Source organism: Lactococcus sp. S64 (assembly GCF_016516525.1).
In the GTDB taxonomy this organism is placed as follows: domain Bacteria; phylum Bacillota; class Bacilli; order Lactobacillales; family Streptococcaceae; genus Lactococcus; species Lactococcus lactis.
Genome location: NZ_JACVUQ010000004.1, coordinates 34,231 through 50,293, shown reverse-complemented (window position 1 = coordinate 50,293; position 16,063 = coordinate 34,231). Strand labels below are relative to the sequence as shown.

General features: G+C 36.6%; 16 protein-coding genes and 1 tRNA gene. 15 read left to right on the top strand and 2 right to left on the bottom strand.

Annotation, left to right across the window (positions count from 1 at the left end; genetic code table 11):
• Window positions 1-39 precede the first annotated feature (39 nt).
• Window positions 40-1,398 carry a phosphoglucosamine mutase gene (glmM, locus tag IAE51_RS05620; RefSeq protein WP_003131539.1) on the top strand — a complete coding sequence of 453 codons (1,359 nt, stop codon included), beginning with the start codon at window positions 40-42 and terminating at the stop codon, window positions 1,396-1,398.
• Window positions 1,399-1,473: 75 nt separating this feature from the next.
• Here the strand turns inward: glmM and treR are convergent, their stop codons facing one another.
• Window positions 1,474-2,190 carry a trehalose operon repressor gene (gene treR, locus IAE51_RS05615; RefSeq protein WP_021466934.1) on the bottom strand — a complete coding sequence of 239 codons (717 nt, stop codon included), beginning with the start codon at window positions 2,188-2,190 and terminating at the stop codon, window positions 1,474-1,476.
• Window positions 2,191-2,300: 110 nt separating this feature from the next.
• Here treR and IAE51_RS05610 point away from each other — a divergent pair, with 110 nt between their 5' ends.
• The 4 genes from IAE51_RS05610 (at window position 2,301) to pgmB (ending at window position 7,676) form a co-directional block, all read left to right on the top strand.
• Window positions 2,301-2,786 carry a glucose PTS transporter subunit IIA gene (locus IAE51_RS05610; protein WP_012897247.1) on the top strand — a complete coding sequence of 162 codons (486 nt, stop codon included), beginning with the start codon at window positions 2,301-2,303 and terminating at the stop codon, window positions 2,784-2,786.
• A 136-nt stretch (window positions 2,787-2,922) separates the two neighbouring features.
• Entirely contained in the window at window positions 2,923-4,488 is a 1,566-nt protein-coding gene (locus IAE51_RS05605) for a PTS transporter subunit EIIC (RefSeq protein WP_025016545.1), read from the top strand.
• Window positions 4,489-4,555: 67 nt separating this feature from the next.
• The gene (locus tag IAE51_RS05600; RefSeq protein WP_200094960.1) at window positions 4,556-6,865 is read left to right on the top strand and encodes a glycoside hydrolase family 65 protein; all 2,310 of its coding nucleotides are present in this window, start codon (window positions 4,556-4,558) and stop codon (window positions 6,863-6,865) included.
• Between the two features lie 145 nt (window positions 6,866-7,010).
• A complete protein-coding gene (pgmB, locus tag IAE51_RS05595) occupies window positions 7,011-7,676 on the top strand; it encodes a beta-phosphoglucomutase (RefSeq protein ID WP_098396112.1) in 666 nt (221 codons plus the stop codon).
• A gap of 58 nt (window positions 7,677-7,734) precedes the next feature.
• On the opposite strand, the gene IAE51_RS05590 is transcribed toward pgmB, so the two are convergent.
• Entirely contained in the window at window positions 7,735-8,502 is a 768-nt protein-coding gene (locus IAE51_RS05590; RefSeq protein ID WP_003131528.1) for an alpha/beta hydrolase, read from the bottom strand.
• 111 nt (window positions 8,503-8,613) lie between these two features.
• On the opposite strand from IAE51_RS05590, the gene IAE51_RS05585 reads away from it, so the two are divergent.
• The 10 genes from IAE51_RS05585 to IAE51_RS05540 all read left to right on the top strand — a co-directional run bounded on the left by IAE51_RS05585 (window position 8,614) and on the right by IAE51_RS05540 (window position 16,051).
• Complete coding sequence (locus IAE51_RS05585) at window positions 8,614-9,309, top strand: ATPase (RefSeq protein ID WP_081213386.1); 696 nt, start codon at window positions 8,614-8,616, stop codon at window positions 9,307-9,309.
• Window positions 9,310-9,516: 207 nt separating this feature from the next.
• Window positions 9,517-9,963 carry a tRNA (adenosine(37)-N6)-threonylcarbamoyltransferase complex ATPase subunit type 1 TsaE gene (gene tsaE / locus IAE51_RS05580; protein ID WP_017864146.1) on the top strand — a complete coding sequence of 149 codons (447 nt, stop codon included), beginning with the start codon at window positions 9,517-9,519 and terminating at the stop codon, window positions 9,961-9,963.
• Window positions 9,960-10,478: a GNAT family N-acetyltransferase gene (locus IAE51_RS05575; RefSeq protein ID WP_003131525.1), complete on the top strand. Its 519-nt coding sequence runs from the start codon at window positions 9,960-9,962 to the stop codon at window positions 10,476-10,478. The genes tsaE and IAE51_RS05575 overlap by 4 nt, the downstream gene beginning before the upstream one ends.
• A gap of 104 nt (window positions 10,479-10,582) precedes the next feature.
• Entirely contained in the window at window positions 10,583-11,968 is a 1,386-nt protein-coding gene (locus IAE51_RS05570) for an LCP family protein (protein ID WP_029344869.1), read from the top strand.
• 78 nt (window positions 11,969-12,046) lie between these two features.
• Window positions 12,047-12,120, top strand: a tRNA-Arg gene (locus tag IAE51_RS05565).
• A 148-nt stretch (window positions 12,121-12,268) separates the two neighbouring features.
• Window positions 12,269-13,030 (top strand): tRNA pseudouridine(38-40) synthase TruA, encoded by a 762-nt coding sequence (gene truA, locus IAE51_RS05560; protein WP_003131523.1) that lies wholly within the window; start codon window positions 12,269-12,271, stop codon window positions 13,028-13,030.
• A gap of 32 nt (window positions 13,031-13,062) precedes the next feature.
• Window positions 13,063-13,851, top strand: a complete 789-nt coding sequence (locus tag IAE51_RS05555; protein ID WP_015425873.1) for a bifunctional hydroxymethylpyrimidine kinase/phosphomethylpyrimidine kinase — start codon at window positions 13,063-13,065, stop codon at window positions 13,849-13,851.
• A gap of 39 nt (window positions 13,852-13,890) precedes the next feature.
• Window positions 13,891-14,391: an ECF transporter S component gene (locus IAE51_RS05550; protein WP_003131521.1), complete on the top strand. Its 501-nt coding sequence runs from the start codon at window positions 13,891-13,893 to the stop codon at window positions 14,389-14,391.
• On the top strand, window positions 14,372-14,914 hold the full coding sequence (locus IAE51_RS05545) for a TIGR01440 family protein (RefSeq protein WP_200094958.1): 543 nt from the start codon (window positions 14,372-14,374) through the stop codon (window positions 14,912-14,914). Before IAE51_RS05550 ends, IAE51_RS05545 begins: the two co-directional genes overlap by 20 nt.
• Complete coding sequence (locus tag IAE51_RS05540) at window positions 14,915-16,051, top strand: alanine--glyoxylate aminotransferase family protein (RefSeq protein WP_012897258.1); 1,137 nt, start codon at window positions 14,915-14,917, stop codon at window positions 16,049-16,051.
• Window positions 16,052-16,063: the final 12 nt, after the last annotated feature.

Here is a 16,063-nt window from a genome sequence, read left to right as displayed (position 1 = left end):
AGAGTCAAATAAAAATAATAAAAATGGAGACAAGAAAAAATGGGTAAATATTTCGGAACAGACGGTGTTCGCGGGGAAGCAAATGTTGAATTAACGCCGGAGATGGCTTTTAAACTTGGTCGTTTTGGTGGCTATGTCCTTAGTCAACATGAATTAGGTACACCAAAAGTTTATGTTGGTCGCGATACACGAATTTCTGGACAAATGCTTGCGAGCAGTTTGATTTCAGGACTTTTGTCTGTTGGGATTGAAGTTTATGATTTAGGAGTCATTGCAACACCAGGTGTAGCATATTTAGTTAAAAAAGATGGTGCCTCTGCTGGGGTCATGATTTCAGCCAGCCATAATCCAGCACTTGATAATGGAATTAAATTCTTTGGTGGTGATGGTTATAAATTAGAGGATGAAAAAGAACTTGAAATTGAAGCATTGATTGACGCTGAAGAAGACACATTGCCACGTCCATCTGCTCAAGGCTTAGGAATGCTGCATGACTATATCGAAGGTGTTCGTAAATATCAAGCTTTCTTAAAAACAACAGCAGAAGGTAATTTTGAAGGCTATAAGGTTGTTCTTGATACCGCTAATGGTGCAGCTTATACTTCTGCTCGTGCCGTTTTTGCTGATTTAGAAGCGAATTTGACAGTTATTGGTGAAAATCCTGATGGACTCAATATCAATGTAAAAGTAGGCTCAACTCATCCTGAAGCGATGGCTAAAAAAGTTGTCGAAACAGGAAGTGACCTCGGACTTGCCTTTGACGGTGATGCTGACCGCCTGATTGCCGTTGATGAAAATGGAGAAATTGTTGATGGCGATAAAATTATGTTTATCGTTGGGAAATATCTTCTTGGACAAGGAAAATTGGCTCAAGATACGCTAGTAACAACTGTGATGTCTAATCTTGGATTCCATTTAGCGCTTGAAGAAGCAGGGATTAATTCAGTGATTACAGCCGTTGGTGACCGTTATGTTGTTGAAGAAATGAAGAAAAATAATTACAACTTCGGTGGTGAACAATCGGGTCATATGATTTTCCTTGATTACAATACAACAGGAGATGGTCAACTTTCAGCCATTCAATTGTTGAAAGTAATGCGTGAAACTGGCAAATCTTTATCTGAATTAGCAAGTGAAGTTACGATTTATCCACAAAAATTAGTTAATGTTCGGGTAAAAGATAATGCAGCTAAAAAATCAGCAATGGATGTGCCAGCGATTCAAAAAGTAATTTCAGAAATGGAAACTTCAATGAATGGGAAAGGTCGTATTTTAGTTCGCCCTTCAGGAACTGAACCACTCTTGCGTGTCATGGCTGAAGCGCCAACTCATGAAGAGGTCAATCATGTTGTAGATACCATTGTTGAAGTTGTTGAAGCAGAAATTGGTGTAAAATAAAGAAAAAAAGCAAGAACTGATTTTGTTCTTGCTTTTTATTATCAAGTAAAAACTCTCCTTATTGGGAGAGCTTTTTTATCTTTTTTGTCGTCTAGCGAATTCTGTGAAACGAAAGCGGTCGACTTGATGTCGAGATTCAGTATACTGAAAAAGAGTATTATCAGCAAGATAAACATGAGATTTGACAGACACGACATGATGGTCTTTGGGGTTTAAGTCAAGGTATTTAAAGTCATCTTCGCAAGCAAAATCAATCGTGACTTCCTTTTGAGCATAGGCAATGTCAAGCCCTAAATTATCTTCTAAGTAGTCATAGGTTGAAATTTTAGCATGTTCTGGAGTTAAACCTTCGGAATATTTTTCTAAAAATAAATCCCAATCTAAAATTGAAAATTTGCCATCTACTTTGCGCCTTCTGAGAATACTTATGGCGTGTTCCCCAACGGCAAAACCAGTTGTTTCTGAAAGTTTAGGGTTAATTTCAAGTCTTTCAAAGCGAATGACCTCAGTTTCACTATGGAAACCCATAGAGGTTTGTAGTTCTTTGTATGAAGTTAAGCCAGAGATAGGGAAAAGGAGCCTATCATGAGCGAGGACAATGCTACCATAGCCATGTCGTCTTTGAATAAGCCCTTTCTCTTCTAAAATTTTTAAAGCCTGTCTGACTGTTGAACGACTGCTCTCGTAATTAACAGAGAGCTCATTTTCACTTGGAAGAATATCGTTCGTTTTATAGATATCGTTAAAAATCTTTTTTTCTAAATCTTGCAAAATCACTTCATATTTCTTCATACTTTATATTTTATCATAAAAATAATTGTTACCGCTTGCTGAAAACGTTTTTATATGATACAATGATTTTGTTAACTTGTACGTACAACTTCAAAAGATAGGAGATTCTTATGTTTGGAATAGGAAAAAAGAAAGAATTGAAAGACGATAAAGGGCTATATAATCCAGTTTCTGGAGAAGTTATTGAACTTTCAAAAGTAAACGATCCGGTATTTTCAAAGAAAATAATGGGTGATGGTTTTGCAGTTGAGCCCAAAGAAAATAAAATTTTTGCTCCAGTTTCTGCAAAAGTAACTTTAGTTCAGGGACATGCAATTGGTTTTAAACGTGCTGATGGCTTAGATATTCTTTTACATCTCGGTATTGATACAGTAGCTCTTAAAGGGGCACCATTTAAAATTAAAGTTAAAGTGGATGATATTGTTAATGGTGGTGATGAGCTGGGAACTGTTGATTGGGGGCAAATTGAAGCTGCTGGTTTGGATAAGACAACAATGGTTATTTTTACAAATACTAAAGACCTTTTATCTGGCTTTGAGGTTAAATATGGTTCAGCCAATGCACGTGATGAATTAGGTCAGGCAAGTGTTAAGTAAGTAAAAATATCAACCAATAAATTTATAGCGCAAAGATGACGAGAACTTTGGATATAGATTTTGTGACTATTAAACTCGTCAATTATTATTTTATATTATGAAATGCTTCATAGATAATGAAGCAAAAGGAGAACTTATGGCAAATTATTCACAACTTGCGACTGATATTATCGCAAATGTAGGTGGCGCTGAAAATGTCACAAAAGTTATTCATTGTATCACTCGTCTTCGTTTCACTTTAAAGGACAAGGATAAAGCCGATACAGCGGCAATTGAAGCCTTACCTGGTGTGGCAGGCGCCGTTTATAATTCAAACTTGAATCAATATCAAGTGGTTATTGGACAAGCGGTTGAGGATGTTTATGATGAAGTTGTTGAACAACTTGGTGATGCGGTAGTTGATGATGAGGCAACGGCACAAGCAGTAGCTGCAACAGCACCAGCTAATGGTAAAAAACAAAATCCGATTGTTCATGCTTTCCAAGTGGTCATTGGAACAATTACTGGGTCAATGATTCCTATTATTGGTTTACTTGCAGCTGGTGGGATGATTAATGGTTTACTTAGTATCTTTGTTAAGGGAAATCGCTTAATCGAAGTGATTGATCCTGCAAGTTCAACTTATGTCATTATTTCAACACTGGCAATGACGCCCTTTTACTTCTTACCTGTTTTGGTTGGTTTTTCAGCGGCAAAACAATTGGCACCTAAAGATACTGTTTTACAATTTATTGGTGCTGCAGTCGGCGGATTTATGATTAATCCAGGGATTACTAACTTGGTAAATGCGCATGTTGGAACGAATGCGGCAGGTAAAAATGTTGTTGTTGAAGCAGCTGCTCCTGTTGCAAATTTCCTTGGAGTAACTTTTAATACAAGTTATTTTGGAATTCCAGTTGCTTTGCCAAGCTATGCTTATACAATTTTCCCAATCATTGTAGCCGTGGCAATTGCTAAACCACTGAATGCTTGGTTGAAAAAAGTTTTACCACTTGCCTTGCGTCCAATTTTCCAACCAATGATTACTTTCTTTATTACCGCATCAATTGTTTTACTTTTGGTAGGTCCAGTTATTTCTACAATTTCTTCTGGATTGTCATTTGTGATTGATCATATCTTGTCATTGAATTTAGGAATTGCAAGTATTATCGTTGGTGGTTTGTATCAATGTTTGGTTATCTTTGGGTTGCACTGGTTGGTTGTTCCACTTATTTCACAAGAATTGGCGGCCACTGGAGCAAGTTCACTCAATATGATTGTTTCTTTCACAATGCTCGCTCAAGGGGTTGGTGCCTTGACTGTCTTCTTTAAATCTAAAAAAGCAGACCTCAAAGGACTTTCTGCTCCAGCAGCAATTTCAGCCTTTTGTGGGGTAACTGAACCGGCAATGTATGGGATTAATTTGAAATATGTGCGTGTCTTTATCATGTCTTCAATTGGTGCCGCGATTGGTGCAGGTGTTGCTGGATTTGGCGGATTACAAATGTTTGGGTTCTCAGGTTCTTTGATTGGTTTCCCTAACTTTATTTCTAATCCTTTGACACATCACGCTCCTGCGGGTAACTTGATGCTCTTCTGGATCGCGACTGCGGTATGTGCGGTTGCAACTTTCCTATTAGTTTGGTTCTTTGGTTATAAAGATACAGATGTAATGGGAGAAGGCGTTGAACAAAAAAATGCATTTAAAGATGCAGTTAAATAATTAATAAACTCAGTTGGAGGCAGTGCTGATAAATTCTGCTTCCTTTAGTTTTATATGAGGGGGAAAAATGACTGAAAAAGATTGGATAATCCAATATGATAAAAAAGAAGCAGGGAAACGTTCTTATGGTCAAGAATCTTTAATGTCATTGGGAAATGGTTATTTAGGGCTTCGAGGTGCGCCTTTATGGTCAACTTGTTCTGACAATCATTATCCTGGCTTGTACGTAGCTGGTGTCTTCAACCGGACGAGTACAGAAGTCGCAGGACATGATGTCATTAATGAAGATATGGTAAATTGGCCAAATCCTCAATTAATAAAAGTATATATTGATGGTGAATTGGTTGATTTTGAAGCGTCAGTTGAAAAGCAAGCTACAATTGATTTTAAAAATGCTTTGCAAATTGAACGTTATCAGGTAAAATTGGCCAAAGGAAATTTGACTTTAGTAACAACAAAGTTTGTAGATCCAATTAATTTTCATGATTTTGGTTTTATTGGTGAAATTATTGCTGACTTCTCTTGTAAATTAAGAATTGAAACTTTTACTGATGGCTCAGTTTTAAATCAAAATGTTGAACGTTATCGGGCTTTTGATAGTAAAGAATTTGAAGTAACAAAAATTTCCAAAGGACTTTTGGTTGCTAAAACAAGAACAAGTGAAATTGAACTTGCAATTGCTTCTAAATCATTTTTAAATGGATTGGCTTTCCAAAAAATAGATTCTGAGAATGATGAGATTTTAGCAGAAGCAATCGAAATTGACTTACAAAAAAATCAAGAAGTTCAGTTTGACAAAACGATTGTCATTGCAAGTTCTTATGAAAGTAAAAATCCTGTTGAGTTTGTACTGACAGAGCTGTCAGCAACTTCTGTCAGTAAAATTCAAGAAAATAATGCGAATTATTGGGAAAAAGTTTGGTCAGATGCCGATATTGTTATCGAATCAGACCATGAAGATTTACAAAGAATGGTCAGGATGAACATTTTCCATATTCGTCAAGCGGCACAGCATGGTGCTAACCAGTTTTTAGATGCATCAGTAGGTTCACGTGGCTTGACTGGTGAAGGCTATCGGGGCCATATCTTTTGGGATGAAATTTTTGTTCTTCCTTACTATGCGGCTAATGAGCCAGAAACGGCGCGTGATTTGCTCTTGTACCGAATCAATCGATTGACCGCAGCGCAGGAAAATGCGAAGGTTGATGGAGAAAAAGGAGCTATGTTTCCTTGGCAGTCCGGCTTAATTGGTGATGAACAATCGCAATTTGTTCATTTGAACACAGTAAATAATGAATGGGAACCAGATAATAGCCGGCGTCAAAGGCATGTTAGTTTAGCCATTGTATATAATTTATGGATTTACTCACAACTGACAGAAGATGAAAGCATTTTGACTGACGGTGGTTTAGATTTAATCATTGAAACGACAAAGTTTTGGTTAAACAAAGCCGAATTAGGAGATGACGGCCGTTATCATATTGATGGGGTCATGGGACCTGATGAATATCATGAGGCCTATCCTGGGCAAGAAGGGGGAATCTGTGATAATGCCTATACTAATTTAATGCTCACTTGGCAATTAAATTGGCTGACAGAATTATCAGAAAAAGGATTTGAAATTCCTAAGGAATTACTTGAAAAAGCTCAAAAAGTTCGGAAAAAACTGTATCTAGATATTGATGAAAATGGTGTGATTGCGCAATATGCTAAATATTTTGAGCTTAAGGAAGTGGACTTTGCAGCTTATGAAGCAAAATATGGGGATATTCATCGCATTGACCGTTTGATGAAGGCCGAAGGTATTTCCCCTGACGAATATCAAGTGGCTAAACAGGCTGATACGCTGATGTTAATCTACAATTTGGGTCAGGAGCATGTGACTAAGTTGGTCAAACAATTGGCTTATGAGTTGCCCGAAAATTGGTTGAAAGTCAACCGTGATTATTATCTTGCTAGGACTGTTCACGGTTCAACGACTTCACGTCCGGTTTTTGCTGGGATTGATGTGAAATTAGGGGATTTTGATGAAGCGTTGGATTTCTTGATTACAGCAATTGGCAGTGATTATTATGATATTCAAGGGGGAACAACGGCCGAAGGGGTTCATATTGGGGTCATGGGCGAAACGCTCGAGGTGATTCAAAATGAATTTGCTGGTCTGAGTCTGCGAGATGGCCAATTTGCAATTGCTCCTTATTTACCAAAAAGCTGGACAAAATTGAAATTTAATCAAATTTTTAGAGGAACTAAAGTTGAAATTTTGATTGAAAATGGACAATTATTACTGACAGCGTCGGCGGATTTACTGACCAAAGTTTATGATGATGAGGTTCAATTAAAAGCCGGTGTACAGACTAAATTTGATTTAAAATAAATGGTTTTACTCTTAATAAAGTTTTGATACAAGGATTTACAATTATTTTTTAATAAAAAAGTTACTGACAGAATTTCTGTCAGTAATTTTGGAAAGTCATTGCTTAAAAATATATTTTTAAAATGACGAGAAAGAAGGTAAAAAGATGTTTAAAGCAGTATTGTTTGATTTAGATGGTGTAATTACAGATACCGCAGAGTATCATTTTAGAGCTTGGAAAGCTTTGGCTGAAGAAATTGGCATTAATGGTGTTGACCGCCAATTTAATGAGCAATTAAAAGGGGTCTCACGAGAAGACTCGCTTCAGAAAATTCTAGATTTAGCTGATAAAAAAGTATCAGCTGAGGAATTTAAAGAACTTGCTAAGAGAAAAAATGATAACTATGTGAAAATGATTCAGGATGTGTCGCCAGCCGATGTCTATCCTGGAATTTTACAATTACTCAAAGAATTACGTTCAAATAAAATCAAAATTGCTTTAGCGTCGGCTTCTAAGAATGGTCCATTTTTATTAGAGAGAATGAATTTAACTGGATATTTTGATGCAATTGCTGATCCGGCTGAAGTTGCAGCATCAAAACCAGCACCAGATATTTTTATTGCAGCAGCACATGCAGTGGGTGTTGCCCCCTCTGAATCAATTGGGTTAGAGGATTCTCAAGCTGGAATTCAAGCCATCAAAGATTCAGGGGCTTTACCAATTGGTGTAGGGCGCCCAGAAGATTTGGGAGATGATATCGTCATTGTGCCTGATACTTCACACTATACATTAGAATTTTTGAAAGAAGTTTGGCTTCAAAAGCAAAAATGATTCGTAATTAATAAATTAGATAAAACCAATAAAAAAATACCGCTTTTGAGTGGTATTTTTAATTTTTGATTTGTCTTTCCAACCAATCAGAAGCCCAAGAAACCCAGCGATGCACTGACGGAAGACAATAGGCATCAGAAGGAGCGGTTGTCCGATTAGCCAAAGAGACACCATGAGGTCCAGATTCAAAAAAGTGAGCTTCAAAAGGAACTTGATGTTTTGAGAGTCGATCACAATATTTAAGGCTGTTATAGATAGGAACACCCTCATCATCAGCCGTATGCCAAATAAAGGTTGGAGGAGTTGAGGAAGTGACTTTTTCCGAAATATTATATTCTGAGATATTTTCAATTTCAAAATTAAAATGTGACAAATCACTAGGCCAACCAAAAGTGAAGGAAGTTACTGGATAGCAGAGAATAACTCCTTTTGGTCGATGAATTTGTTCAGAATTACCATACCAAGCGGCTAGATGCCCTCCGGCAGAGCAACCAAGTAAGAAAACTTGCTCAGGATTGATTTGCCATTCTTTATGATTTTGATGAATCAGAGAAAAAACAGCTTGAACTTCTTCAAGATTTTGTGATAAAAAGTTATAGTTTGTTCCTTTGTTCATCACGGTGTAATTAAGGAGAAGCACTTGATAACCTTGGGCGAGAAAAGCTAAGGCAAGAGGGTCAGATTCTCTTTGTGAAATATGTTGATAACCACCACCAGGGCAGATAATAATAGCAGGAAAAGTATAATTTTCGTTTTGACGAGGATTTTGGAGCTGATAAAAATCAACCCATGCAGTATCATTTAAAGAAAACGTTGATTTATTCATAAGTTTATTGTACCAAAAAAGGGTTGAAAGAAATATCAAAATACCTCGTTGTTTATTTATTACATTAATAAATTTTAAGTTCGTTTAAGAAAACTATCATAGAATTTGATTATGAAGAAAATTATTTATAGTATAGGTCTGATATCCTTGCTTAATTTTGGAACGATTGCTTATGGAGAAACGGCAACCGGGACTTCAGCAAGTTCAGGAGATGCAACAGCTCAAAGCTCAACAGGGACTTCAAGTACCTCAAATTCAGCAAGTTCAGCTAGCAGTAGTTCGCAAAATACAAGTTCCTCTGAAGGAACGAATTCGACAAGTCAAAATCAAACACAAACAAGTACAACTGCTCAAAATCAGACAGATAATGTTGGGCAAAATCAAACGCCTCCGGTAGTAGAAAATCGAGACAGTTCAACAGATAAAAATTCTGGCAGTCAAAAAGAAACTAAAAATTCAACCACAATTATTAATGAAACCGTCAACAATAATGCAAAAGGGAACAATATTCTTTTGATGACATTGACCAGTTTGTCAGCATCAGTCACAATCATTGGGGGAATTATTGCCTTTGTGCGTCATTTGCGTGGCCGTGGCAAGAAGAAAAATCCTGTCAGTAAGTCACAAGTTTCTAAAAATGGGAAAACTCCTTCAAATTCAATGACAGCTGAGCCATCAGTAAGTTCTAAAAAAACGCCAAATGAAGAAAAAGTACTGACAGAAACTCAGCAAATTAATATGCAGGCGGATGAATTGCTCAAAAATCATAAAAAACAACAAAAAGAATATCGTCGCAGAAGAAGATAAAAAGCCATTTAAGGTTTTTTATTTTGCCCAAATTTTTGAAAAACTGTCAGTAAAATTTACTGACAGCTTTTATTTTAAAGACTGTGATAATGAAGGAGATAAACTTTTTGAAGTGGCAATACTGAAATTTTCTAAAGTTTGATTGTTTTTAGATTCATCAGTTGCAAACGTTAGATAGTGTCTTAGGGGATGTGTTATAATAAAATCATGAAATTTAACGAAGAAGAAATGTTACAATTTGCACAAAAATTGGGAAGAAAATTAGAAGCTCAAGATGTTATTGTTTTAACTGGCGAGCTTGGGGCTGGAAAAACAACTTTTACCAAAGGCTTGGCTTTAGGCTTAGATATTCATCAAATGGTTAAAAGTCCGACTTATACAATTGTCAGAAGTCTGGAAGGACGTTTGCCACTCCATCATATGGATGTTTATCGCATTGGTGATGATCCGGATAGTTTTGATTTAGATGATTATTTATTCGGTGATGGGGTTTCGGTCATTGAATGGGGTGAAATGTTAGGCGATGATTTGCCAGAAAATTATCTGGAAGTCATTTTTGATAAGTATTCTAAAGATTTGGTCAACGATCAAGAGCGTGAAATTATTTTGAAACCACATGGAAAAAGATATGAGGAGCTCGTTAATAACTTATGACTACAGAACTAATTGTTAGAGAAGCAAATGGCGCCGACAGTTCTAGAGTCATTGAATTTCTCAATAAGGTTGGAACAGAAAGTAATTTTTTGACCATTGATGAAGTAGGAATTTTAATCTCTGAAGCAGAAATGACGGACTTTTTAAATCAACAAGCTGAGAAAGATAATAATGCTTATTTTCTTGCATTCGTTGGTGATGAAATTGCTGGTATTTTGCATTTGACGGCGGATTATCATTATCGAGTACGTCATATTGCGGAACTTTTTATCGCTGTGTCAGAAGATTATCAAGGCTATGGCATTGGGACGATTCTACTAGAAGATGCACTTGAGTGGGTAGAAGAAGTTGGAACAATCAAACGTTTGGAATTAACTGTCCAAGCACGTAATAAAAAAGCACGTCATCTTTATGAAAAGTTTGATTTTGAATTAGAAAATGTCAAAAAATGGGGCGCCCGAGATGAAAATGGTCAATTAATTGATGTTTGCGAATATGTTTTATTTTTTGACTAATAGTTGACCCTTTTGTCAGTAAAATTAAATATAATTAAAGAAAAATTAAAATCTAATTTTTCTTTTTTTGTTGTGAAAAATCAGAATTTTGATATAATGCTAATATGAAGCTTTGGATAAAAACACTTCTCATGCTTGGAAGTATTATTTTAGTAACGGCAATTGCTGCAGGCGGATATACATTAACCGTTCTGAACAGTACAACAAAAGCCTTTAAAATGACTTACACTAATGCTGGGAATAAAAAGACAGAACAAGTCATTCAGGCAACTGAACCTCTAACAATCCTACTTATGGGGGTTGACACAGGAGGCGAAGGGCGTGGAACTTCCGATTCATGGAATGGGAATTCTGACTCACAAATTCTGATGACGCTTAATCCTAAAACGCACACGACAACAATGGTTTCAATTGAACGTGATACGATGACTAACATTTTAGATGCTGACGGAAACATTGTTTCTAAGCAAAAAATGAATGCAGCCTATCCCTTAGGTTATAACTCAGGGTCATCTTCTGACGGTTTAAAAAATGCCGTAAGTTATGCTATGAAAACTATTAGTGCTCAGACTGGTATTAATATTGACAGTTTTGCAACAGTCAATTTTGATGGACTAGTTAATATGGTTGATAATGTTGGTGGGATTGATATTAACAATACCACAGGCCAAACTCTCTATATTTCAGATACAGAGCCGCAATATACTGCGAAAGTTCCACCTGGAAAACAACATATTAATGGTGACCAAGCCTTAGTTTATACCCGTGACCGACATCATTTACCAAATGGTGACTATGGTCGGGCAGCTCACCAACGTGAAGTCATTGCAGCACTCATGAAGAAAATTTTAGCCTTAGATAATATCACACGCTATGAACAATTTTTGAATGAAGCCTCAAAAGATTTTAGAACTAATATCCCAATTAATGCTTCAACAATTACTTCATTACTAGGTTATAAAGATTGCTTTAACAAAGTAGTTTCTATTCAATATGAAGGCGTTGGTGAAATGGTTGATGGTGCTTCTTATCAATTTATGCCAACAGATATTTATCTCGCGATGCAAAATATCATGAAGAAATCGCTTGATGAATCAACAGTGACCACTTTGCCAAGCAGTTTGATTACTTATGAATCAGTTTTTGGCTCAGGAACAGCACCTTTTTATTATCTTCCGTCAGCTACTGTAACTGAAAAAGGAAAATCAACGGTGACTTATGGTGTTGATACGCAAGGAAATCTTGTTTCTTTGAATTCTAAAAATTCAGGGAATTATGTTTCGACAAGTGGTGGCTCAGTTCAATCAGATTCAAGTTCGGGCTCCTCTAGCTCAGCAAGTGATTCCACGGCAACCTCAAGTTCTGATTCTACTTATCAACAAGATAATACTTACAATGATGGCTATAATAATAGTAATGACAGTACAACATCTAGCTATGGAACAGATGATACAAACACAGGGAACTATGGCTACGGTACAAGTCAATAATTGAAAAAAATAAGAGAATATGATAAACTTGTTTCTGTCAGTAATTTTAGCTTAAAAATTTACTGACAGAAATAATTTGGTCCGATAGCTCAGCTGGATAGAGCATTCGCCTTCTAAGCGAACGGTCGAGGGTTCGAATCCCCCTCGGATCATGGTGCCAAACCTCGCCCCACCTTCGTAGTGGGGCATTTTTTTATACTTTTTTACGAAAAGCAATTTAAAAGAAACATATTAAAAAAGGATAAACCATTATAAAAAAAGAAAATAAAGTCCTAATAAAAATTGTGCTATAATAGAAAAATGACAAGATACAAAGCCACAATAGCCTATGATGGCACAGATTTTGCAGGTTTTCAAAGCCAAACAAATCAAAGAACAGTTCAAAAAGAAATTGAAAAAATACTGACGAAGTTAAATTCTTTTGAGCCAGTTATTTTACAAGGCTCAGGCCGAACAGATTCTGGAGTTCATGCTTTTGGTCAAGTCATTCATTTTGATTTAAAGGGTAAAGTTCGTGATTTGGAACGTCTGCGATTTGGTTTAGACACTCAAACCCCAGCAGATATTGCAGTAAAAAAAGTGGAACTTGTCCCAGATGATTGGCATGCAAGATATCAAAAGCATGAAAAAACCTATGAGTATTATCTAGAAAATTCAATTACACGGAGTCCATTTCAAAGACATTCTAAAGCCTATTTTCGCTATCCACTTAATTTTGAGCGGATGCAAGAAGCAATGTCAAAGTTGGTTGGAGAACATGATTTTACAGGTTTTACAGCATCGGGTTCATCAGTTGATGACAAGGTAAGAACGATTTATCAGGCAGAAATTATCCGTCTTGACGAAGAAAATTTCAAATTTATTTTTCGTGGCAATGGCTTTTTGTATAAACAAGTGCGAAACATGGTTGGAACAGTCATTAAAATTGGTAATGACCGAATGCCTGTCAGCCAAATAGATAAAATATTGACCTCTAAAAATAGAGATTTTGCAGGACCAACAGCAGCACCTGAGGGTTTATATTTGAAAGAAGTCAAATATGCGGAAAATACTGACATCTAAAAGCTACTGTCAGTAAAATTAATGGAGAGAAGATGCCAAAGAATTTAAATGAAAGCAAAAAAATTCTAACAATTGCAGGTTCAGATATCCTATCTGGAGGCGGGATGCAAGCTGATTTAGCGACTTTTGCAGCCAATGGGCTTTATGGCTTTTGCGCCTTAACAAGCATTGTAACTGTCAAAGAAGATAAATTTTTTGTTCATCCAGTAGAAAAAGAACTCTTTCAAGAAGAGTTGGAAAGTTTAAGCGATGTGGACTTTTCAGCCATAAAAATAGGACTATTACCCAATAAAGAAATACTTGAACTGACCAAAAACTGGCTGACAGCTCTGTCAGTGAAATCTGATACTCCAATTATATTAGACCCAGTCATTGTTTTTAAAGAAAATGCTGACTATTCGGTCAATGAAATGCGTGACCTTTTCATCAGCCAACTCTTTCCTTTGGCGACTGTAATTACCCCGAATCTCAAAGAAGCAGAGATACTGACAGGGCTGTCAGTAAAAAGTAAATCAGAGATGAAAGAAGCAGCCAAACTTTTGCATGATTTTGGAGCAAAAAATGTCGTCATCAAAGGAGGAAATCGCTTTGACCAAAAACAAGCCATTGACCTTGCTTATGATGGAAAAGCTTTTTATGAATTATCAAGCCCGATTATAGAAAATAATAACAACGGAGCAGGTTGTACCTTTGCTTCATCAATTGCGGCCAATATGGCTTATAATCACCCCTTTAAAGATTCAGTCAAGAATGCAAAAGACTTCGTTTATCAAGCCATTCAAAATGCAAATGAATATGGTGTTTTTCAAAATAAAAAATAAATTTCCAAAAGTAAACCAAACTTCTAGGAAAAGTAGGAGATGAAACTCATGGACAACAGAAATATCAAAAAATTAACTTTACTTGCGATTTGGACAGCAGTCACTTTTGTTCTAGGTCGCCTATTTACCTTCCCTATTCCAGGTTCAGCCGGTAATATATTAACCCTTTTGGATGTCGGAATTTATACAGCAGTCTTTCTGTTTGGTAAACGAGAGGCGGCAATAATTGGGGGCTTTGCAGCCTTTCTACTTGATTTGACTGCAGGCTACAGTAACTACATGTTTTTCAGCTTAATTATTCATGGCGGGCAAGGCTATCTCGCAGGATTGACAAGATACAAATGGCTTAACTTTTTGCTCAGTCTTGTCTTTATGGTTGGAGGATATTTTATTGTTGGTGGATTAATGTATGGCTGGGGTTCAGCCATTGCGGGACTTTGGGTAAATATTATTCAAGTTGTGGTTGGCTTTGCTTTAGCAAAAGTCTTGAGCCCGCTCATTGAAAGGACAGGTATTTTAAATGGATTTAGAAAAGCTTAAAAAAGACACACAAGTCATTATCAATGATGTCATAAAACAAACAGAAATTAAAGCTGGTCAAGTCTTTGTTCTTGGTTTATCTTCATCAGAAGTAAATGGTGGTTTAATTGGCCATGCCAGTTCTAGTGAAATCGGTCAGGTCATTGTTTCTGTCATACACAAGACCTTGTCAGACAAAGGAATTTATCTGGCGGTCCAAGCATGTGAACATCTTAATCGTGCCTTACTCATTGAAGAGGAATTAGCCGAAAAAAAAGACTGGGAAATCGTTTCTGTGATTCCGCAACTCCACGCTGGTGGAAGTGGTCAAGTTGCCGCCTACCAACTCTTTAAAGCTCCAGTTGAGGTAGAACATATTGTTGCCAACGCCGGTTTAGATATTGGTGATACTAGTATTGGAATGCACGTAAAACACGTCCAAATTCCCGTTCGCCCAATTTTAAGAGAACTTGGTGGCGCTCATGTAACAGCTCTTAAATCACGTCCTAAACTCATTGGTGGAGAACGTGCGAGGTACAAATAAATGAAAGAGATGTTAATCATGACCCCAGGTCCAACTGAGGTGGCTGAAAATGTACGATTAGCAAGAGCAAAGGCAACAACGAATCCGGATATTGATTTAGCCTTTTATGACTTTTACAAAAAAACTTGTAGTAAACTTGCTCAATTTTTAAAAACCAAAAACGATGTCAGAGTTTTAGCTGGTGAAGGAATTTTAGGATTGGAAGCGGCTTGTGCTTCGTTAACCGAAAAAGGTGACCGCGTACTTGTGCTTGATAATGGTATTTTTGGTCATGGCTTTAGTGATTTCATTGAGCTTTACGGAGGTGAAGCAATTCTACTGGAGAGTTCAGGAAAAGAAGCATTTTCCTTAGAAATTCTAGAAAAATTTTTAGAAAAAGACCATGACTTTAAATATGCAACAGTCGTTCATTGTGATACACCCTCAGGCGTCTTAAATGACCTCTCAAGCATTTGTCCTCTCTTAAAAAAATATGGAATTCTAACCGTTGTTGATTCGGTTGCGGCGATGGGTGGTGAAGATTTACAAGTTGATAAGTGGCAAATTGACATCGCTCTTGGTGGCTCTCAAAAAGTGATTTCAGCTCCACCAGGCTTAACAATTGCATCTATTTCAACAGAGGCTTATCAAGCGATGACAGAGAGAAAAAGCCCCATCGCAAGTTTTTATTGTAATCTCCTTACTTTTAAAGATTATTATGAAAAAAAATGGTTTCCATATACCATGCCAATTTCTGATATCTATGGATTAGACCAAGCGATAGATAATCTTCTTGCCGACCAAGAAATTTTGAAACGTCATGCGATGATTGGTCATGCGACAAGACAAGCAATTGAAAATTCTCCTTTGGAACTTTATCTGCAGAATGGCTATTCAAACACCGTTTCTGTTATTAAAGTGCCAGAAGGTCTGAATGATCAAGAAATCTTAAGGAAAATGCGTGAGAACTATCGAGTGATGATCACAGGATCATTTGATCATTTAGCAGGTAAAGTTTTAAGAATTGGGCACATGGGAGAGAATGCGAGACCAAATAAAGTGGCTTACAGTCTATATGCGCTTCAAAAAGTATTAGAAGATTTTGGTATTGCATTTAAAAATAATTTACAAGAAGATTTTTTAGAAGCTCTGAATTGAAAAAGAAGTGAA